The 19,429-nt window shown below is 68.4% G+C and carries 22 protein-coding genes and 1 riboswitch; of the genes, 9 read left to right on the top strand and 13 right to left on the bottom strand.

Annotated elements, in window-relative coordinates:
- Positions 1-33: 33 nt before the first annotated feature.
- The 3 genes from ahcY to metK all read right to left on the bottom strand — a co-directional run bounded on the left by ahcY (position 34) and on the right by metK (position 4,038).
- Positions 34-1,443: an adenosylhomocysteinase gene (gene ahcY, locus IAI53_RS10265; RefSeq protein ID WP_187718113.1), complete on the bottom strand. Its 1,410-nt coding sequence runs from the start codon at positions 1,441-1,443 to the stop codon at positions 34-36.
- Between the two features lie 105 nt (positions 1,444-1,548).
- A riboswitch (S-adenosyl-L-homocysteine riboswitch) is annotated at positions 1,549-1,646 on the bottom strand.
- Between the two features lie 52 nt (positions 1,647-1,698).
- Positions 1,699-2,778: a calcium/sodium antiporter gene (locus tag IAI53_RS10260; protein ID WP_187718112.1), complete on the bottom strand. Its 1,080-nt coding sequence runs from the start codon at positions 2,776-2,778 to the stop codon at positions 1,699-1,701.
- A gap of 93 nt (positions 2,779-2,871) precedes the next feature.
- Positions 2,872-4,038 carry a methionine adenosyltransferase gene (gene metK / locus IAI53_RS10255; protein WP_187718111.1) on the bottom strand — a complete coding sequence of 389 codons (1,167 nt, stop codon included), beginning with the start codon at positions 4,036-4,038 and terminating at the stop codon, positions 2,872-2,874.
- 207 nt (positions 4,039-4,245) lie between these two features.
- Here metK and IAI53_RS10250 point away from each other — a divergent pair, with 207 nt between their 5' ends.
- Together IAI53_RS10250 and IAI53_RS10245 are read left to right on the top strand one after the other, a co-directional pair.
- Entirely contained in the window at positions 4,246-5,115 is an 870-nt protein-coding gene (locus tag IAI53_RS10250; protein WP_349771917.1) for a lysophospholipid acyltransferase family protein, read from the top strand.
- A gap of 31 nt (positions 5,116-5,146) precedes the next feature.
- Positions 5,147-6,070, top strand: coding sequence for a lysophospholipid acyltransferase family protein (locus tag IAI53_RS10245; protein WP_225433295.1), 924 nt, complete (start codon positions 5,147-5,149; stop codon positions 6,068-6,070).
- On the opposite strand, the gene IAI53_RS10240 is transcribed toward IAI53_RS10245, so the two are convergent.
- A complete protein-coding gene (locus IAI53_RS10240) occupies positions 6,064-6,306 on the bottom strand; it encodes a hypothetical protein (protein WP_187718109.1) in 243 nt (80 codons plus the stop codon). The genes IAI53_RS10245 and IAI53_RS10240 overlap by 7 nt on opposite strands.
- 89 nt (positions 6,307-6,395) lie before the next feature.
- Here IAI53_RS10240 and dapF point away from each other — a divergent pair, with 89 nt between their 5' ends.
- The 7 genes from dapF (at position 6,396) to IAI53_RS10205 (ending at position 11,674) form a co-directional block, all read left to right on the top strand.
- Positions 6,396-7,229 (top strand): diaminopimelate epimerase, encoded by an 834-nt coding sequence (gene dapF / locus IAI53_RS10235; RefSeq protein ID WP_187718108.1) that lies wholly within the window; start codon positions 6,396-6,398, stop codon positions 7,227-7,229.
- Between the two features lie 64 nt (positions 7,230-7,293).
- Positions 7,294-7,944: a DUF484 family protein gene (locus IAI53_RS10230; RefSeq protein ID WP_187718107.1), complete on the top strand. Its 651-nt coding sequence runs from the start codon at positions 7,294-7,296 to the stop codon at positions 7,942-7,944.
- Positions 7,945-7,982: 38 nt separating this feature from the next.
- Positions 7,983-8,867 (top strand): tyrosine recombinase XerC, encoded by an 885-nt coding sequence (gene xerC / locus IAI53_RS10225; protein ID WP_187719391.1) that lies wholly within the window; start codon positions 7,983-7,985, stop codon positions 8,865-8,867.
- 151 nt (positions 8,868-9,018) lie between these two features.
- On the top strand, positions 9,019-9,528 hold the full coding sequence (locus IAI53_RS10220) for a helix-turn-helix domain-containing protein (protein ID WP_225433294.1): 510 nt from the start codon (positions 9,019-9,021) through the stop codon (positions 9,526-9,528).
- 9 nt (positions 9,529-9,537) lie between these two features.
- The gene (locus IAI53_RS10215; protein ID WP_187718106.1) at positions 9,538-9,762 is read left to right on the top strand and encodes a hypothetical protein; all 225 of its coding nucleotides are present in this window, start codon (positions 9,538-9,540) and stop codon (positions 9,760-9,762) included.
- A gap of 252 nt (positions 9,763-10,014) precedes the next feature.
- The gene (locus tag IAI53_RS10210) at positions 10,015-11,205 is read left to right on the top strand and encodes a class I SAM-dependent rRNA methyltransferase (protein WP_187718105.1); all 1,191 of its coding nucleotides are present in this window, start codon (positions 10,015-10,017) and stop codon (positions 11,203-11,205) included.
- A 121-nt stretch (positions 11,206-11,326) separates the two neighbouring features.
- Positions 11,327-11,674 carry a DUF2249 domain-containing protein gene (locus IAI53_RS10205; RefSeq protein ID WP_187718104.1) on the top strand — a complete coding sequence of 116 codons (348 nt, stop codon included), beginning with the start codon at positions 11,327-11,329 and terminating at the stop codon, positions 11,672-11,674.
- An 11-nt stretch (positions 11,675-11,685) separates the two neighbouring features.
- Here IAI53_RS10205 and IAI53_RS10200 read toward each other — a convergent pair whose 3' ends face one another.
- The 9 genes from IAI53_RS10200 to rlmH all read right to left on the bottom strand — a co-directional run bounded on the left by IAI53_RS10200 (position 11,686) and on the right by rlmH (position 19,423).
- Positions 11,686-12,033, bottom strand: a complete 348-nt coding sequence (locus tag IAI53_RS10200; RefSeq protein WP_187718103.1) for a hypothetical protein — start codon at positions 12,031-12,033, stop codon at positions 11,686-11,688.
- A gap of 3 nt (positions 12,034-12,036) precedes the next feature.
- Positions 12,037-12,687 carry a glycine-rich domain-containing protein gene (locus IAI53_RS10195; RefSeq protein ID WP_187718102.1) on the bottom strand — a complete coding sequence of 217 codons (651 nt, stop codon included), beginning with the start codon at positions 12,685-12,687 and terminating at the stop codon, positions 12,037-12,039.
- A 5-nt stretch (positions 12,688-12,692) separates the two neighbouring features.
- Positions 12,693-13,742, bottom strand: coding sequence for a Holliday junction branch migration DNA helicase RuvB (ruvB, locus tag IAI53_RS10190; RefSeq protein ID WP_187718101.1), 1,050 nt, complete (start codon positions 13,740-13,742; stop codon positions 12,693-12,695).
- A 111-nt stretch (positions 13,743-13,853) separates the two neighbouring features.
- Positions 13,854-14,687 (bottom strand): THxN family PEP-CTERM protein, encoded by an 834-nt coding sequence (locus tag IAI53_RS10185; protein ID WP_187718100.1) that lies wholly within the window; start codon positions 14,685-14,687, stop codon positions 13,854-13,856.
- Between the two features lie 171 nt (positions 14,688-14,858).
- Positions 14,859-15,464, bottom strand: coding sequence for a Holliday junction branch migration protein RuvA (ruvA, locus tag IAI53_RS10180; protein ID WP_187718099.1), 606 nt, complete (start codon positions 15,462-15,464; stop codon positions 14,859-14,861).
- Positions 15,465-15,501: 37 nt separating this feature from the next.
- Positions 15,502-16,476, bottom strand: a complete 975-nt coding sequence (locus IAI53_RS10175; RefSeq protein ID WP_187718098.1) for a prenyltransferase — start codon at positions 16,474-16,476, stop codon at positions 15,502-15,504.
- A gap of 8 nt (positions 16,477-16,484) precedes the next feature.
- Positions 16,485-17,939: a ribonuclease G gene (gene rng, locus IAI53_RS10170; RefSeq protein WP_187718097.1), complete on the bottom strand. Its 1,455-nt coding sequence runs from the start codon at positions 17,937-17,939 to the stop codon at positions 16,485-16,487.
- A gap of 163 nt (positions 17,940-18,102) precedes the next feature.
- On the bottom strand, positions 18,103-18,726 hold the full coding sequence (locus tag IAI53_RS10165) for a Maf family protein (RefSeq protein WP_187718096.1): 624 nt from the start codon (positions 18,724-18,726) through the stop codon (positions 18,103-18,105).
- A 226-nt stretch (positions 18,727-18,952) separates the two neighbouring features.
- Positions 18,953-19,423 carry a 23S rRNA (pseudouridine(1915)-N(3))-methyltransferase RlmH gene (gene rlmH, locus IAI53_RS10160; protein WP_187718095.1) on the bottom strand — a complete coding sequence of 157 codons (471 nt, stop codon included), beginning with the start codon at positions 19,421-19,423 and terminating at the stop codon, positions 18,953-18,955.
- Positions 19,424-19,429 lie beyond the last annotated feature (6 nt).

Genomic DNA, 19,429 nt, shown 5'->3' with positions numbered 1-19,429 from the left:
GCCCGGCGCGAGGCCGGGCGGTGCAAGGGCCGCTCAGTAGCGGTAGTGGTCGGGCTTGTACGGCCCTTCCACCGGCACCCCGATATAGTCGGCCTGCGCCTGGCTCAGCACGGTGAGCTGGGCGCCGATCTTCTTGAGGTGCAGACGGGCGACCATCTCGTCCAGCTTCTTCGGCAGCACGTACACCCCTACCGGATAGTCGCTCGTGCGCGTGAACAGTTCAATCTGCGCCAGGGTCTGGTTGGCGAAGGAGTTGCTCATCACGAAGCTCGGGTGGCCGGTGGCGCAGCCCAGGTTCACCAGGCGGCCTTCGGCCAGCAGGATGATGCGCTTGCCATCGGGGAAGATGATGTGATCGACCTGCGGCTTGATGTTCTCCCACTCGTACTGGCGCAGGCTGGCGACTTCGATCTCGGAATCGAAGTGGCCGATGTTGCACACGATGGCGTTGTTCTTCATCGCCTTCATGTGGCCGTGGTTGATCACCCCGACGTTGCCGGTGGTGGTGACGAAGATGTCGCCCAGGGCGGCGGCCTCGTCCATGGTGACCACGCGGTAGCCTTCCATCGCAGCCTGCAGGGCGCAGATCGGGTCGATCTCGGTGACCCACACGGTTGCGCCCAGGCCGCGCAGCGACTGCGCGCAGCCCTTGCCCACGTCGCCGTAGCCCAGCACCACGCCGATCTTGCCGGCGATCATCACGTCGGTGGCGCGCTTGATGCCGTCGACCAGCGATTCGCGGCAGCCGTAGAGGTTGTCGAACTTGCTCTTGGTGACCGAGTCATTGACGTTGATCGCCGGGAACTTCAGCTCGCCGCGCGCGTGCATCTGGTACAGGCGGTGCACGCCGGTGGTGGTCTCCTCGGTGACGCCCTTCACCTGCGCCAGGCGGGTGGAGTACCAGGTCGGGTCGCTCTGCAGCTTCTTGCGGATGCTGGCGAACAGCACGGTGGCTTCCTCGCTGTCCGGCTTGTCCAGCACCGACAGATCCTTCTCGGCCTTTGCGCCCAGGTGCAGCAGCAGGGTGGCGTCGCCGCCGTCGTCCAGGATCATGTTGCTGTAGCCACCGTCCGGCCACTCGAAGATGCGGTGGGTGTATTCCCAGTAGTCTTCCAGCGACTCGCCCTTGACCGCGAACACCGGAATGCCGTCGGCGGCGATCGCCGCGGCGGCGTGGTCCTGGGTGGAGAAGATGTTGCACGAGGCCCAGCGCACCTCGGCGCCCAGCGCGGTGAGCGTCTCGATCAGCACCGCGGTCTGGATGGTCATGTGCAGCGAACCGGTGATGCGCGCGCCCTTGAGCGGCTGGCTGGCGGCGTACTCCTCGCGGATCGCCATCAGGCCAGGCATCTCGGTTTCGGCAATGCGGATTTCCTTGCGACCCCAGTCGGCGAGCGACAGGTCGGCAATCACGTAGTCCTTGAAATCAGCCACAGCGTTCATGAATTTCTCCATGCTATGGCCGGGGGGGAGGGGGAGAGAATCGCGTGCGGCTCACCCGGCATCCCCAACCCGGCAGGGTTGAGAAGCGAAACACCGCGGGGGTGCTTCGGGTGAGCGCCGTTCAAGCGGCCGCAGCGCGGGGCTGGCGGCTTTCCGAGCCTGGGGGCCGGCGAATGCGGCGCCTCGCAGCGCTCCTCGGAAAAGAGGGGTGGATTATACCCCGCGGCGCGCGGCCGCGAGCGGTACGATCCGGGTTCAGTCCCTGGACGTGTGTCCGTTGTGGCGTACCACCGAGACGATCAGGGTGATCACGGTCAGCGGCATCACGTAGCCGAGCATGACGCCGGAGAAGGCCGGCAGCACCGTGTGCTGCTGGGCGGACAGTACCAGCCAGGCGGTGTAGGCGGCGTAATAGCCGAGGAACACCCCGCCCTCCCAGCGCGCGATCTCGCGTCCGGTCATCAGGATGGGCAGGCAGGCGAAGGCCACGGCGAGCATCACCCACAGGTCGAAGTTGCGCGCGGCTTCCGGCACCGGGATGCCGGCCGAGGACACCAGTCCGGTGGCGCCGATGACCGCGAAGATGTTGAACACGTTGCTGCCCACCACGTTGCCCACCGCGATGTCGCGCTGGCCGCGCAGGGCGGCGACCACCGAGGTGGCCACTTCCGGCATCGAGGTGCCGACTGCGACGATGGTCAGGCCGATCACCAGATCGCTCACCCCGAAGGCCTTGGCCAGCGCCACCGCGCTGTCCACCAGCCAGTCGGCGCCGAGCACCAGCAAACCCAGGCCGACGACGATGAGCGCGAGCTGCACGCTCCAGTGGCGGTCCCAGTTCGAGGTGGGGATCTCGCTGGCGAACTCGTCCTCCGCCGCCTTCGAGGCGCTGCGCGACTGGCGGATCAGGAACACGGTGTAGGCCACGACCAGCGCGAACAGCACGCCGCCCTCGAAGCGGCTGATGCCGCCGTCCAGGGCCATCACCACCAGCAGCAGGGAGGCGCCGATCATGATGGGGATTTCCTGGCGGATGATCTGCTCGGCGACCACCAGCGGGGTGATCAGCGCCGAAATGCCGAGGATCAGCAGGATGTTGGCGATGTTGCTGCCGACCACGTTGCCGATGGCCAGGTCCGGCGAGCCCGAGAGCGTGGCCCCCACCGACACCGCCAGTTCCGGCGCGCTGGTGCCGAAAGCGACCACGGTGAGGCCGACGACCAGCGGCGAGATGCCCATCGACACGGCCAGGCGCGAGGCGCCGCGCACCATGAGGTCGGCGCCGATGACGAGGATGACGAGACCGAGAGCGAGCAGGATGACGTGGTCTAGCATGGGCAACTACGGGTTCAAGGAAGTGAAGGCCGGCCTGGCGCAAGAATAGCAAGGGCCGCCCGGGCGGAGCGGCCCTTGCAGTTGCTTACACCCTTACAGCCCGGCGTCGGCACGCAGCGCGGCGGCCTTGTCGGTCTGCTCCCAGGTGAATTCCGGCTCGTCGCGGCCGAAGTGGCCATAGGCGGCGGTCTTGGAATAGATCGGGCGCAGCAGGTCCAGGGTCTGGATGATGGCCTTGGGGCGCAGGTCGAAGTGCGCACGGATCAGCTCGACGATCTTCTCGTCGCTGATCTTGCCGGTGCCGAAGGTGTTGACCATCAGGCTGACCGGCTTGGCCACGCCGATCGCGTAGGCCACCTGCACCTCGCACTTGTCGGCCAGGCCGGCGGCGACCACGTTCTTGGCCACGTAGCGGCCGGCGTAGGCTGCCGAGCGGTCGACCTTGGAGGGGTCCTTGCCGGAGAACGCGCCGCCGCCGTGGTGGGCCGCGCCGCCATAGGTGTCGACGATGATCTTGCGCCCGGTCAGGCCGCAGTCGCCGTGCGGGCCGCCGATGACGAAACGGCCGGTCGGGTTGATCAGGTAGCGCACCTCGCCGGCCATCAGCTCGGCGGGGAGGACCGGCTTGATGATCTCCTCGATCACCGCCTCGGAAATCTGCGCGTGGGAGACCTCCGGGCTGTGCTGGGTGGACACCACCACGGTGTCGATCGCCACCGGCTTGCCGTCCACGTACTTCACGGTGAGCTGGCTCTTGGCGTCCGGGCGCAGCCACGGCAGGCGGCCGTCCTTACGCACTTCGGCCTGGCGCTGCATGATGCGGTGCGCGTAGTAGATCGGCAGCGGCATCAGGCTGGGGGTTTCGTTGGTCGCGTAGCCGAACATCAGGCCCTGGTCGCCGGCACCCTGGTCGAGATCCAGGCCTTCGCCCTCGTTCACGCCTTGGGCGATGTCCGGCGACTGGCGGTTGATTGCCGCCAGCACCGCGCAGCTCTTGTAGTCGAAGCCGATGTCGGAACTGTCGTAGCCGATGCGGCGGATGACGTCCTGGGCGATCTCGCGGTAGTTCGGGTGCGCGGTGGTGGTGATCTCGCCGGAGATCACCACCAGGCCGGTGGATACCAGCGTCTCGCAGGCCACGCGGGCGTGCGGGTCGTCGGCCAGGATGGCGTCGAGCACGCCGTCCGAGACCTGGTCGGCGACCTTGTCGGGATGGCCTTCGGAGACCGATTCGGAGGTGAAGAGGAATTCGCTGGACATGCACTGCTCCTGAGCAAATGAAAAAATCCCCGGTGCTTCTGGCGTCGCGGCCGGCTCCGGGGATTTCACGAGCAGCTGACGCTTTAGCAGTATTTCTGTGCCGGTCGAGGCCGGCGGCCGCCCTGCAAGTTGTCGTATTAACTCGGCGGCTGGGCGATAATTATAAGCTTTCAGTCTTGGCGGTCAAATCCGCCACCCACCTAGACCGTGATCACCAAGCTGTTGTTCCGCATGCTTTCGCGCCTGCCCCTGCGGGTGCTCCACCTGCTGGGCGGCTGGGCCGGCTGGCTGGTGTACCGCGTGGACGCCGGCTATCGCCGCCGCCTGCATGACAACCTCGCGCTCGCCATCGGGCGGGACGACCCCGCGCTTGTGCGGCAGGCGGCGCGCGAGGCCGGCCGGCAGGCGCTGGAACTGCCCTGGGTGTGGCTGCGTACTGCCGACGAGGTGGTGGCCGGCGTGCGTCGCGTGGAGGGTTGGGAGCTGGTGGATGCGGCGTTGGCCGAAGGCCGCGGCCTGTTGTTCCTCACCCCCCACCTCGGTTGCTTCGAGATCACCGCGCAGTACATCGCCAGCCGCACGCCGATCACCGTGCTCTACCGGCCACCGCGCAAGGCCGTCCTGCAGCCGCTGATGGAGGCCGGGCGCGCGCGCGGGCAGATGAAGACCGCCCCGGCGGACCTGTCCGGGGTGCGCAAGCTGGTCAAGACGCTGCGCAGCCACGAGGCGGTGGGCATGCTGCCCGACCAGGCGCCCGGCGTGGGCGAGGGCGTGTGGGCGCCATTCTTCGGCCGGCCCGCATGGACCATGACCCTGGCCGCGCGCATGGCCGAGGTCAAGGGCGTGTGCGTGCTCTACGTGTGGGCCGAACGCCTGCCGCGCGGCGAAGGCTTCGCGCTGCGTTTCAGCGAGGGGGTGGAAGCGCTGGAGGGCGAACTGGAGGCCCGTTGCGCCACCATCAACCGCGAGATCGAGCGCCTGATCCTGGCCTGTCCGGCGCAGTACCTGTGGGGCTATGACCGCTACAAGCGGCCCAAGGGCGTGGCCGCGCCGGATGCGCCGGCGGTGCGCGCATGAGCCAGTTGTCGGTCGGAAAGAGGGGTTTCGCTTGAGCCGCCGCAAGCGCGATGAGGAGGGGAGCGGCGTGCTCGCCCGTGCCGCCAGCCGCGTGGGCGTGGCGCTGCTGTGGCTGCTGCACTGGCTGCCCCTGCCGGTGCTGGCGCCGCTGGGTGTGGCGCTTGGCGAATTGCTGTTCCGCTTCGCGCGCGGGCGTCGCCATGTCGTCCTGACCAACCTGCGCCTGTGCTTTACCGAGCTCGACGATGCCGCACGCCGCGCCCTGGCCCGCCGCCATTTCCACGTGCTCGGCCGCAGCCTGCTCGAGCGCAGCCTGCTGTGGTGGGCGCCGCGCGCCCGCATCGAGCGCGTGGTGCGCTTCGACGGCGACCAGCGGCTGCGCGAGTTGCTCACCGCCGGCCGGCCGGTGATCCTGCTGGCGCCGCATTTCGTCGGCCTGGACATGGGCGGCACGCGGGTCACGATGTCCTTCGACATCGTCAGCATCTACGCGCGGCAGAAGAACCCGGTGTTCGACCGCTGGTTCCTGCACGGGCGCAGCCGCTTCGGCGACCAGCTGTTGCTCGCCCGCGAGGACGGCGCGCGCGCCACGGTGAAGGCCATGAAGGCCGGGCGCCCCTTCTATTACCTGCCGGACATGGATTACCGCCGCAAGGACTCGATCTTCGTGCCTTTCTTCGGCGTACCCGCGGCCACCATCACCGGCCTGTCGCGCCTGTCGCGCCTGGCGGGCGCCGCGGTGGTGCCCTGCGTCACCCGCATGCTGCCCGGCGGGCAGGGCTACCGGGTGGAGTTCGGTGAGCCGTGGGCGGACTTTCCCACCGCGGACGTCGAAGCGGACACCGCGCGCATGAACCGCTGGGTGGAAGAGGTCATCCGCAGCATGCCCGAGCAGTACTACTGGGTGCATCGCCGCTTCAAGACGCGGCCGGAGGGTGAGCCCCGGCCCTACTGATCGCCGGCGGGCAGGTCGCGTTCGGCCAGGCGCCGCAGCACCAGCGGAAAGGCCGCGCTGCCGAGCAGGGCGATGGCCGAAACCAGCAGCGCCAGGCCGGCACCCGCACCGCCCAGCAGCGGATGCAGCGCGCCGAAATCGAAGGCCAGCAGGACGACGCCGGCCGCGAGGCAGGCCAGGCCCGGCAGGCCGAGCAGCCAGGCAGTCAGCGGTATGGTGGCGGGCGGTCTGTTCATGGAGGCGGATTCTCGCACGAGGGGACCGCGGTGGACGCGCCGCAGCCGCTGGAGGACAATCCGCGAATTGTCCTCGAGATGCACCATTCATGACGATGCGCTTCACCAAGATGCACGGCCTCGGCAACGACTTCGTGGTCATCGATGCCACCCACGAGCCGGTCGAGCTTACGCCGGAGCGCGTGCGCCACATCGCCGACCGCCATTTCGGTGTGGGCTGCGACCAGCTGCTGGTGGTCGAGCCGCCCAGCCAGGCGGGCGTGGACTTCCGCTACCGCATCTTCAACGCCGACGGCGGGGAGGTGGAGCAGTGCGGCAACGGCGCGCGCTGCTTCGTGCGTTTCGTGCATGAGAAGGGCCTGACCGCCAAGCGCGAGATCCGCGTCGAGACCCGCTCCGGCATCATCGCCCCGCGCCTGGAAGACAACGGTCTGGTGACCGTGGATATGGGCGTGCCGGTGCTCGAGCCGGCGCGCATTCCCTTCATCTCCGATTCCGATGCGGTCGTGCAGCCGCTGGACGTAGGCGGCACCATGGTGCCGGTCACCGCGGTGTCGATGGGCAACCCGCACGCGGTGCAGGTGGTCGCGGATGTCGATGCGGCGCCAGTGGCCGCACAGGGGCCGCTGATCGAAGGCCATGCGCGCTTCCCCGCCCGGGTTAACGCTGGCTTCATGCAGGTGGTGTCGCCTTCGCACATCCGCCTGCGGGTCTACGAGCGCGGTGCGGGCGAGACGCTGGCCTGCGGCTCTGGCGCGTGTGCCGCGGTGGTTGCGGGCGTCCTGCGCGGGCTGCTGGTTTCGCCGGTACGCGTGGAAACCCTCGGTGGCAAACTGGAGATTGCCTGGGCGGGGATCGGCGCGCCGGTCATGATGACCGGCCCGGCGGTGACCGTCTTCGAAGGCGAGCTGGCGCTTGCCTGACACCCCTGTTCATAACTCGCCGGAGCGCGCCTGCGGGCGACCGCGCGACAGGAGCCAACAACCGATGAACGCCGACGACGTTGCTCGCTATCTGAAGCAGAATCCCGACTTCCTCGCCCAGCATGGCGAGCTGTTCACCGAACTCACTGTGCCGCATCCACATGGCGGGCAGGCGATATCGCTGGCCGAGCGCCAGTTGCACGCCCTGCGCGACAAGATCCGCCAGCTGGAGCACAAGCTCGCCGAACTGATCCGCTTTGGCGAGGAGAACGACGAAATCGGCGAAAAGGTGCACCGTTTCAGCGTGGCCTTGCTCGACTCTGCCGAGTTCGACGGTTTACGCCATGTGCTCTTCCATCACCTGCGGGAGGATTTCGCGGTTCCGCATGTGTCGCTGCGCATCTGGAACAGCGTGATCACCCACGATGGCGAGGACTTCGCCGAGGTCAGCGAAGCGGTACGCTTCTACGCGGGCGACCTGCGCCAGCCTTACTGTGGGGCGCCGGGTAATATCGAGGTGGTCGGCTGGTTCGGTGAGGCGGCTCCGCACGTGCGTTCGGTGGCGCTGGTGCCCTTGCGTCGCGGTGCTCAAGTGTTCGGCCTGCTTGCGCTCGGCAGCGAAGAGGCCGAACGCTTTTATTCCGGCATGGGCACGCTCTATCTCGGCCGCATCGGTGAACTGGTGTCCACCGCCCTGCTGCGGCAACTCGGATAGACCTCGTGGGCGAGGCAGCCGTCGAGTTGCCGGAGTGCATGACCGCCTACCTCGACTGGCTGGACAGCCAGCGGCGGGCGGCAAGGCTCACCCTGGAGAACTACCGGCGGGACCTCGCCGCGCTGCAGCGCCTGGCCGGAGGGCGCCCGCCCGAAACGCTCGGCGCTCATGACATACGCGTGTTCGTTGCCCGCCTGCACGGCGAAGGCCTGGGCGGACGCTCGATCGCGCGTCGGCTGTCGGCATGGCGCGGCCTGTTCCGTTGGCTGGTGCGTCATCGCGGACTGGCGGCCAATCCCGCCGAGGGCGTACGCTCGCCGCGCGCCCCCAGGAGACTGCCCAAGGCGCTGTCGCCCGACCAGGCCCAGATGCTGCTCGACGCGGATGCCGACGACGGCGTGCTGGCAGTGCGCGACCGTGCGATGTTCGAGCTGTTCTACTCCTCGGGCCTGCGCCTGGCTGAGCTGGCGGGCTTGAACCTGAGCCTTGCAGCGGATCTCGAGGAGGGCCTGATCACCGTGACCGGCAAACGCGGCAAGACCCGCAGCGTGCCGGTGGGCGGCAAGGCGGTGGCGGCCCTGCGCGAGTGGCTGGTCCAGCGCCCGGCGATGGCGATGGCCGGCGAGCAGGCGCTGTTCGTCAGCCGGCGCGGCGCGCGGCTGGGGGCGGGGGCGATCCGCAGCCGGCTCGCACGCTGGGCGCGCGAAGCGGGCCTGGGCGTGCACGTCCATCCACACATGCTGCGCCACAGCTTCGCCAGCCATCTGCTGCAGTCGAGCGGGGATCTGCGCGCCGTGCAGGAACTGCTCGGGCATGCCAGCATACAGAGTACGCAGGTCTATACGCACCTGGATTTCCAGCATCTGGCAAAGGTGTACGACGCGGCGCATCCGCGCGCCAGAAGGCGTGATCAGGGCAAGTGACCCCAAGGCAGTAGCGCTCGTGAACTGCTCCCCATTTTGGGGATTGAAGATCAAGCTGTGCTAATAGTCGTAGGGTATTCTCGGTAAAAAACACTGAGATGAGATCCTAGCCCGGGAGGCCCTGCGTACGGGGAAGAGGGAGCGGGAAAACATGACAACAACCAATACCCCAGCACGCCGCACAGACGGCAACCAGGACGAGCAGTCACGCGCCGAGGCGCAGCGTATCTTCCGTGCAGTCGCGCTTCTCCTTGCGCGCTACGAGGTGCGCAACCTCAAACGCATCTTCGATGAATTCGAGCGCGACATCCTGCTCCCCATCCTGTTGGGCGAGATCGCCCTGCACAACCTCGGCGAGCTCGAGAACGGGCGCGAGGTCAAGGAGTCCGCGGCCAATGAGGACGGCGTAGAGCTTTGCGGCGTGCGTGACCTGCGGCCGTGCAACGCCTATTCCATTGCTGCCGCCACCGGCCTGCCGCGTGAGACCGTGCGGCGCAAGATTGCCCGGCTGACCGAACTCGGCTGGATCAACCGGCGGCGCAATGGCCACCTCTACATAAGCTCCGATGCGCTGGCAAAGTTCGGCGAGGTGCTGTTCTCGCGCGAGTTGCCTGAACTGCTTGCCATTGCCGACCGCGCGCGTCGCCTGATGAGGCAGTAAAGCGCCGAGATGGAGCCGCAGGCTCGCCGCATCATCGAGATCCTGGAGAGCGAGGTGCTCGCGATCTGTGATGATGAGGGCGTCGAATGCGGCGACTTCGATGCCCTGTTGGAGCGCCTCGAAGGCCACGAGGCCACCACCCGGCACCTGTCGGCGCCGGTGGTCGAGGCGCTGCGCAGCCTGCTGAGCCTGCGCCGCGACCTGTTGGCCATCCATATCCGCGGCCGTCGTTGAGCCGCTGCGATGGCCGGGCGAGGTCCTGGCCCGCATTTCTCACACAGCCCCTGCTGCGGGTGCCGATACGCTCGCCGCGGCACGCCGTACTCGCTCACGCCACTTCGACGTAGTGTCAGCTAGGCCTTCGGCGTCGCTCGCTCCGTGCGGCGCACCACGGCGGCGCCTTGACCCCCTCGTGACGTGCCAGTGTGAGAAATGCGGGCTAGCGGGTAGACTCTGGCGCCTTCCCCCTTTGCAGGCTGTTCGATCATGGCCCGACTCATACTCAAGCCCGGCAAGGAGCGCTCGCTCATGCGCCGTCATCCGTGGATATTCGCCGGTTCGGTGGCGGAGCTCGACGGCCGCGCGCGTGCGGGCGACACCGTGGATGTCTGCGCGGCCGATGGCCGGGTGCTGGCGCGTGCGGCCTGGTCGCCCGCCTCGCAGATTCGCGCGCGGGTGTGGAGCTTCGATCCTGAGGTCGCCATCGATCACGCCTTCTTCAAGCGCAAGGTGGCCGAGTCGGTCGCGCGCCGTGCGGCCCATCCGCTGCTCGCCGGACAGGCCGGCATGCGCCTGATCCATGGCGAATCCGACGGCCTCCCCGGGGTCATCGCCGACCGCTACGGCGCGGTGGTGGTGGTGCAGCTCACCAGCGCCGGCGCCGACAAGTGGCGCACGGCCATCGTCGGCGCCCTGGTGCAGGCGACCGGCTGCGTGGCGGTGTATGAGCGCTCCGATTCCGAGGTGCGCGGCCTGGAAGGCCTGCAGCCGGTGGCCGGCTGCGTCCATGGCGAACTGCCGGAAGGCCCGCTGACCATCGTCGAGAACGGCGTCACCATGGAAGTGGACGTGGCCGGCGGACACAAGACGGGCTTCTACCTGGATCAGCGCGACAACCGCCTGCTTACCGGACAGCTGGCGGCCGGCCGCCAGGTGCTCAACTGCTTCTGCTATACCGGCGGCTTCTCGCTGCAGGCGCTGGCCGGCGGCGCGGCCGGCGTGCTGTCGATCGACTCCTCGGGCCCGGCGCTGGCGGTCGCGCAGCGCAATCTGGCGCTCAATCCAAAGCTCGACGCGGCGCGCGCCGAATGGCGCGAGGACGACGTCTTCCAGGCGCTGCGCGCGCTGCGCGCCGAGGGCCGCAAGTTCGACCTGATCGTGCTCGACCCGCCCAAGTTCGCGCCTTCGGCCGCGCACGCCGATCGCGCCGCGCGCGCCTACAAGGACATCAACCTGCTGGGTTTTCGCTTGCTGAACCCCGGCGGCATCCTGATGAGCTATTCCTGCTCCGGCGGCGTGGGGCTGGAACTGTTCCAGAAGATCGTCGCCGGCGCGGCGATCGATGCCGGCGTGGATGCGCGCATCATCCATCGCCTGTCGGCCGCGGCCGACCACCCGGTGGGGCTGGCGGTACCCGAGGGCGAGTATCTCAAGGGGCTGGCCTGCCAGATCGGCTGAGCGCCGTCCGCGGATTCTTGTTCTGGCTCAAGGCGGTAGGGGGCGCGCATCCATACGATGCGTCGCAGCGTCACGCCCCGCCAAGCGGGCGGGCGTCCCCCGACTCCAGGAGAGAGAATCCATGAGCGAACTGCCCCTGTTCAACGAATCCGTTTTCCCCTTCGATGCCCGCGGCGTCGCCAAGCGCTTCCGCCATGCGGCCATTTTCGGTGCGCTGGAAGCCCTGATGGACGGCGAGACCATGCGTTTCGTCAACGACCACGATCCCTTGCCGCTGCTCGGCCAGATCCGCCAGCGCTACGGCGACCAGGTCAGCATCGAGTACGTGGCCCGCGACCCGGGCAACATCGTCATCGACTTCTCCATCTGTCTCTCTCCGCGCGAACAGAAGCAGGCCCCGGCCGAGAGTGCGCCGGTGGGCGGCGGCTGCGGCGGGGGTGGCGGTGGCTGCGGCTGCTCCGGCGGCTGAGCGGCTGCCGTTCAGGAGACCGCGCCGCTCTCGATGCGCAGATGCGGCGCGGGCCCGGCCTCGCCCAGGTAGTAGGCGGTGCCGATCAGCGCCAGGGTCAGCATCAGGGTGAGGAAGTAGCGCACCTGCCAGCGATGCGGTGGCGGCTTGCCGCTGCCGCGCCCGGCATAGCGCTTGACGCTGAAGCCCGCCCAGGCGAGCGACAGCAGGCCGAGACCGAGCAGGCGCGAGGACAGGCCGCTGAAGTACATGCCGTAAGCGGGATCGTGCCGTCCGGGCATGTAGAACTCCGGCCCGCTCAGCAGCCAGGCGCCGGAGAATACGCACAGCAGGATGACAAAGGCCTGGAAAGTGCGCATGCGTCAGTCGCCGCCGCAGCCCCCGCCACAACTGCTGCCCCCGCTGTCCCCGCAGCTGTCCGAACTGCAACCGCTGCCGCATCCGATATGGCTGGCGCAGTAGGGTGCGCCGCCGGCGGCGCGTGTGTCGCGGCAGTCGAGGCTGTAGTGGAAGCCGTCGGCCAGCCCCAGTTGTGCGTCGAGCGCGAACAGCAGCGGCAGGTGGCTTGGGCGGTCCGGGGCGATGCCTTCGGCGCGGCAGGCCAGCTGCCACGTGGCGCGGATGCCGCGTTGCGCCTGAGTGGGCGAGCTCATCGCCTCGGCCGGCACGTGGTGCAGGAAGCGGCCCAGCGCGCGTTGGCAGAACTGCGCATAGTTGCGGGTGAACAGGATGAACTCGTGCCAGGCATCGTCCACCGCCTGCGAGGGCATGGACAGGCGCCGGCCGTCCTTGTGCTGGCACAGCGCGAACCACTGGCGCAGGCCGTCGAACACCAGGCGGCGCTGCGCGGCGTCCAGTTGCGGGCGACGCAGGGCTAGGCGGCGGTCGAGCAGGCGGGCGAAGTCGTAATCCGCCAGGTAGGCGGCGCGCTGCCGGCTACGGCCGCGCTTCATCTGCCAGCCGAAGAGCAGCACGACGGCGCCCGCGAGCAGCAACTGCAGCGTCGTGCCCATGCCCTTCAGCCGTCGAACAGGCCGGGGCCCCCGGCGCGCGGCGGATTCAGCCCGAAGTGCTGCCAGATCGCCGGAGTGGCCATTCGTCCGCGCGGCGTGCGCTGCAGGTAGCCCTGCTGGATCAGGTAGGGCTCGAGCACGTCCTCGATGGTGTCGGCGGATTCCCCGACCGACGCGGCGAGGTTGTCCAGGCCGACCGGGCCGCCGCCGAACTTCTCCAGCATGGCGCCGAGCAGCTTGCGGTCCATCAGGTCGAGTCCCAGATGGTCCACGTCCAGCATGGTGAGTGCCGCATCGGCAACCTCGGCGGTGATCTGTCCGCCGGCCTTGACCTCGGCGTAGTCGCGCACCCGGCGCAGCAGGCGGTTGGCGATGCGGGGCGTGCCCCGTGCGCGCCGGGCGATCTCGAAGGCGCCGGCTTCGTCGATCGTCACGTTGAGCAGGCCGGCGGAGCGGCCGACGATGTAGCCCAGTTCCCCGGGCGTGTAGAACTCGAGGCGCGAGACGATGCCGAAGCGGTCACGCAGCGGGTTGGTGAGCATGCCGGCGCGGGTGGTCGCGCCCACCAGGGTGAAGGGCGGCAGGTCGAGCTTGACCGAGCGCGCGGCCGGACCTTCGCCGATCATGATGTCGATCTGGAAATCCTCCAGCGCCGGGTAGAGGATCTCCTCGACCACCGGCGACAGACGATGGATCTCGTCGATGAACAGCACGTCGTGCGGTTCGAGGTTGGTGAGCAAGGCGGCCAGGTCGCCGGCGCGCTCCAGCACCGGGCCGGACGTTTGGCGCAGGTTCACGCCCATCTCGGCGGCGACGATGTGTGCCAGCGTGGTCTTGCCCAGGCCGGGCGGGCCGAACAGCAGCACATGGTCGAGCGCTTCGCTGCGGTTGCGCGCCGCGGTGATGAAGATCTCCAGCTGCTCCCGGATCTTCTGCTGACCGACGTAATCGGCCAGGTGCTTGGGGCGCAGCGCCCGCTCTATGGCGTCTTCCTGGCGGTCGGTCGGTTGCGCGGAGAGGAGCCGTGGGGCGGCCAACTTGTCGGTTTCGATCATGGGCCGAAGTTTAGCCGAAGGCAGACGTCAAATCCTCCGACAGCTGCGGGAAAAGAAAACGGGGAGCACGAGGCTCCCCGAACGGTGCTGCACCGAGGGTGTGATTCTTGTTCAGACGCGACGCCTGCGCATCGCTCCCAGGCCGGCGAGGCCGATGCCGAGCAGGGCGAGCATGCCGGGCTCGGGCACGCCCAGCGGTTCGGTGGAGATGGTGAAGCCGAAGGCCAGGGTGGTCGACTGGTTCTCCTGGGTCTGGAAGCCGATACAACCCGGAGCTTCGCCAGCCGCCGCGCAGCTTGCGTTGGAGAGGACGCTCAATACCCCGCCGGTGATCGGGAAGATGTTCACGAAGTAGGTCAGCAGGCCGTCACCGTCGCCGGCGTCGTACTGGAAGCTCTGGTTCAACAGACCGCCGAGCAGCACGAAGATGTCGTCGCAGTTGCTGGTCGAGGGGAAGCCGCAGTTGGCTACGTTGGGGGTCTCGGCGAAGGAGATGTCGAAGGAGGTGATCTGGTCGGGCAGCGCACCGCCGGCCGGGTTGGTCGGCGTCAGGGTGACCTGTGCGCGCAGGGTCGCGGAGGTCAGCGAGTTGCCGGTGATCGGGTTGTTGTTGTGGGTGAGCGAGGTGCTGAAACCCAGGTAGGGAGGCGCAGCGGGGGGCATGCCGCCGCCGATGAAGGTGTCCACCGAGGCGCCGACAATCTCGGGGTTGTTCACCACGAGCGAGCTCTGGCCGGAACCGGTCGAGGTGCCCCAGGACAGGATGTCAACGCCCGGATCGGGATAGTTGGTCGTCGCGCCGCCGATGGTCGACTGGGTGAAGCCGCTGAGGATGTCGTAGTCCCACGACAGCACTGCGGACTGGGCGCTCCCGGTGAACAGGGCTGCGGAGGCGAGCAGGCTGCTTGCCAGGACGTTCTTGCGAAGGGTGTTGGTGCTGAACATTGCCGTTCTCCTGTCTTCAGGTTGCAGGTTTGACTGCTTGCCCTGTAAGAGCATCAGTCGTGCCAGTCTTTGAAAAACCTTAAAAAACAGGAGCTTGTTGCTGGTGCTGGTTCGGTCGATGTATCGATGTGTAAAGGTGTTCGACAGGAGCGCCCGGCCGGCGCGGGCTCTTCAGGCCTTGGACAATTGCTTCAGCGCCTGGCGGATGCCGTCGGATACGCCGACCTCCTCGTCCAGTCCCTTCATCGCGCCTAGCGCTTCGCGTTCGTTGTAGCCGAGTGCCAGCAGCGCGTTGAGGATGTCGCTCTTCGCGTCGCCGGGCAGCGCGGTACATGCCGGCGACGCCAGGCGTGCCGCCGCAAGCGTGGGCAGGGCCTGGCCGAGCTTGTCGCGCAGTTCCAGCAGCAGGCGTTCGGCGGTCTTCTTGCCGATGCCCGGCACCTTCACCAGGCGGCCGGCTTCCTGCAGCGCCACGGCCTGGGCGAGGTCGGTAACCGAGAGGCCGGAGAGCACCGCCAGCGCGGTGCGCGCGCCGATGCCGGAGACCTTGAGCAGCTGGCGGAAGGCGGCGCGCTCTTCTTGGGAGGCGAAACCGTAGAGGAAGTGGCCATCCTCGCGGATGGCGAGATGGGTGTGCAGGGTGACCGGCTGGCCGGTGGCGGGCAGTCCGTAGAAGGTACTCATCGGCACGTCCACTTCGTAGCCGACGCCGTGCACGTCCACCAGAATCTGCGGCGGGTTCTTTTCCAGCAGGGTGCCTGCAAGTCGTCCGATCATGGGTGTGGCGTATCCGGGAGCGGTGGTTGGGAAGCGGTCAGTGCCCGCCGGGCCATTCGGCCATGGCGAGCGCGCCGGTCAGGATGAGGCCGTGGACGCAGGCAGCAGCAATGGTCTGGCGGATGGCGGGGGCGAGCTCGGCGGCCTCGTCGGCATGGTCGATCAAGTGCTTGGCGGCGTTGAAGGACAGCACCAGGGTGAAGGCGGCCGCGGCCGCCTTCTGCGGCAGCAGCTCGCGGCCCACCATCAGCACCAGCCAGGCGTAGGCCAGTAGCGCGATGACGAGGTAGCCCCACTTGGCCGCCTGCGGGCCGAGACGCACGACCAGGGTGCGCTTGCCGGCCGCGGCATCGCCGGCGTGGTCGGGAAACTGGTTGATGTACAGCAGGTTGGCCACCAGTAGCGCGTAGGACAGCCCGGCCGCGAAGGGCAGGGCGCTGAACGCGCCGCGTTGCACGTAGTCCGCGCCGGCCACCACCAGCAGCCAGGCGGCGACGATGCACAGTTCGCCCAGGCCGCGTCCCACCAGGTAGAGCGGCGGCGCGGAGTAGGCCCAGGCCACCAGCAGGCCGCCTGCACCGATGGCCAGCAGGCCGGGGCCGGCGCTCCAGGCTAGCCACAGCCCGCCGGGGATCACCGCGGCCAGCAGGCCGTAGCCGAGCATCGCGGTCTGCCGGGCGCTGAGCACGCCGTTCTGGATGAAGCGGCTGCCGCCGGTGAAGGGAAACAGGCGGCCGGTGTTGAGCCGGTCCGCGTCGCGGTCATGGTAGTCGTTGATCACGTTGCCGGCCGCATGCGCCACGAGGGCCAGCAGCACGGTGGCCAGAGCGGTGAGCGGGTCCAGCCGTACGCCGCTGCCGTGGGCGACCGCCAGCCCGACCAGGCAGGCGACCAGGGTGACCAGCAGGAAGGCCGGCCGGGTGGCGGCGATGCCGCGTGCCAGCGGATTGGCGAAGCGCGCCGGGCTGGGCTCGGCCGGGCCGGCGGACGGATGCTGGGGCGATGGGCTCACGGCGTGGCTCAGAGCAGCACGATGTCGAACTGTTCCTGGGTGTAGCTGGCTTCCGGGTGCAGCGAGATCTTCTTGCCGATGAAATCCGACAGCATCGCCAGCGACTGCGACTCTTCGTCGAGGAACAGGTCGATGACGTTGGGCGCGGCCAGCACGCGGAACTCGCGCGCATTGAACTGGCGCGCCTCGCGCAGCAGCTCGCGCAGGATCTCGTAGCACACCGTGCGCGCGGTCTTCACCTCGCCGCGCCCGCCGCAGGTGGGGCAGGGCTCGCACAGCAGGTGGGCGAGCGACTCGCGGGTGCGCTTGCGGGTCATCTCCACCAGGCCGAGCGCGGTGAAGCCGTTGATGCTCATCTTGGTGTGATCGCGCGACAGCGCCTTGCGGAACTCCTCGAGCACCATCTCGCGGTGCTCGACGGTTTCCATGTCGATGAAGTCGATGATGATGATGCCGCCCAGGTTGCGCAGGCGCAGCTGGCGGGCGATGGCCTGGGCCGCCTCCAGGTTGGTCTTGAAGATGGTGTCGTCGAAGTTGCGCGCGCCGACGAAGCCGCCGGTGTTCACGTCCACCGTGGTCATCGCTTCGGTCTGGTCGATGATCAGGTAGCCGCCGGACTTGAGCTCGACGCGGCGGGCGAGCGCCTTCTGGATCTCGTCCTCGACGCTGTGCAGGTCGAACAGCGGACGCTCGCCGGTGTAGTGCTCGAGCAGCGGCAGCACCTTGGGCATGTATTCCTGGGCGAAGGCGGTGAGCTTCTGGAAGTTCTCCCGCGAGTCGATGACGATGCGCCCGGTGTCGTCGTCCACCAGGTCGCGCAGCGCGCGCTGGCCCAGGTTGAGGTCTTCGTACAGCACGCGCGGCGGATGGGCGCCGGTGCTGCGCGCCTGGATCTCGCCCCACAGCTTGCGCAGGTAGGCGATGTCGGCTGCGAGCTCGTCGTCGGTGGCGGACTCGGCCATGGTGCGCACGATGAAGCCGCCGGGTTCGTCGGCCGGGACCAGGCGGGTCAGGCGCTCGCGCAGCGCTTCGCGCCCGGCTTCGTCCTCGATGCGCTGCGAGATGCCGATGTGCTTTTCCTGCGGCAGGTACACCAGCATGCGCCCGGCGATGCTGACCTGGGTGGACAGGCGCGCGCCCTTTGTGCCGATCGGGTCCTTGAGCACCTGTACGGTGAGGTTCTGGCCCTCGGACAGGATGCGCTCGATCGGCTTGGCGGCCTCGCCGTGCTGGCGCTCGCTCCAGATGTCGGCCACGTGCAGGAAGGCGGTGCGCTCCAGGCCGATGTCGATGAAGGCCGACTGCATGCCGGGCAGCACGCGGGCCACCTTGCCGAGATAGATGTTGCCGACGATGCCGCGACTGGCGGTGCGTTCGACGTGCAGTTCCTGGACCACGCCCTGTTCGACCAGGGCCACCCGCGTTTCCTGCGGGGTGCAATTGATGAGGAATTCGATGCTCATGCGCACTGGGATTCAATGAGGAATGCGCAATGACGGACTGGCGGGCCGCCCTTGCGCATTGCCCATCGGGGCTGCTTGCGTGCCAACCGGGTCGGCTGCCCCTGCCGGGGAGACACGGGCCGGTCGGACACAAGCGCGGGGGATGAGTGTGCGGTGCGTCCCCCTACAGGCAAGAGTAACCGAAGCCCTGGAGGAGCTGCGCGGTTTCGTACAGCGGCAGGCCCATGATGCCGGTGTAGCTGCCGGAAATACGCTCCACGAACACCGCGGCGCGCCCCTGGATGCCGTAGGCCCCGGCCTTGTCCAGCGGTTCGCCGGTGGCCACGTAGCGGTGGAGTTCGCCGTCCTCGATGGCGCGGAAACGCACTTCGCTGATGCTCAGCGCGCTGCGCGTGCGCTCGCCGTCGCTCACTGCCACCGCGGTCAGTACCCGATGGGTGCGTGCCGACAGGCTGCGCAGGATGGCTACCGCATCTTCCGGGCTCTCCGGCTTGCCGATGATGTGGCCGTCGACTTCCAGGGTGGTGTCGGCTGCCAGCACCGGCTGGCGTGGCAGGTGGCGCCAGACCAGGCGGCGCATGCCGGCTTCCGCCTTGGTCAGCGCCAGGCGTTCGACATAGCGCTCGGCGGCCTCGCCGTCGATAGGCGTTTCATCCACGTCGGCATCCTCGCCCCGCTCGCCGCCGCGGAAGGCAAGCACGTCGAAACGCACGCCGATCTGGCGCAGCAGTTCCCGCCGGCGCGGACTGCGCGAAGCGAGATAGATGCGGGGCTGGGCGGCACTCATGACGGGAATGTGTTGGTGGAATAACGTCGCATTCTAGCGCTTTCGCGCAGTTCGGGCGGCATGATGAGCGCGCCCGGGAGCGTGCAACCCGAACCGGCCAGGCTTTGGTAGGAGCGGCCTTGGCCGCGATGCGGCCTGGGATGGAACAATCGCCGCATCGCGGCCAAGGCCGCTCCTACAGGCGCGAAACCACAGCCTGGAGGGGGTACGAGCGGCTCGGCTGCGATCACTCGCGGTGATAGGGATGGTTCTTCAGCACGCTCCACGCGCGGTACAGGGCCTCGGCGAGCAGCGGGCGTACCAGGGCGTGCGGCAGCGTGAGGCTGGTCAGGCGCATGGTCTCGTCGGCGCTGGCCTTGAGCGCCGGGGCCAGGCCATCGGGGCCGCCGACGATCAATGCCACGTCGCGGCCCTCGGTCTGCCAGTGCTCCAGACGGTCGGCCAGCTTGCGGGTGGTGAGGTCGGCGCCGCGTTCGTCGAGGATCACCCGTCGGCAGCGCGGCGGCAGGGCGGCCTCGATGCGTGCCGCTTCGGCGGCCATCATGGCCTCCACGGTCTTGCCGGTGGTGCGCGGCTCGGCCTTCACCTCGATCAGCTGCAACGGCAGTTCGCGCGGCATGCGGCGGGCGAACTCGTCGAAGCCGGCGGCCACCCAGCCGGGCATGCGGTGGCCCACCGCAACCAGCAGCAGCTTCACGCGTGC

This window comes from Thauera sedimentorum (genome assembly GCF_014489115.1).
In the GTDB taxonomy this organism is placed as follows: Bacteria; Pseudomonadota; Gammaproteobacteria; order Burkholderiales; family Rhodocyclaceae; genus Pseudothauera; species Pseudothauera sedimentorum.
This window is presented reverse-complemented; position numbering and strand designations above follow the sequence as displayed.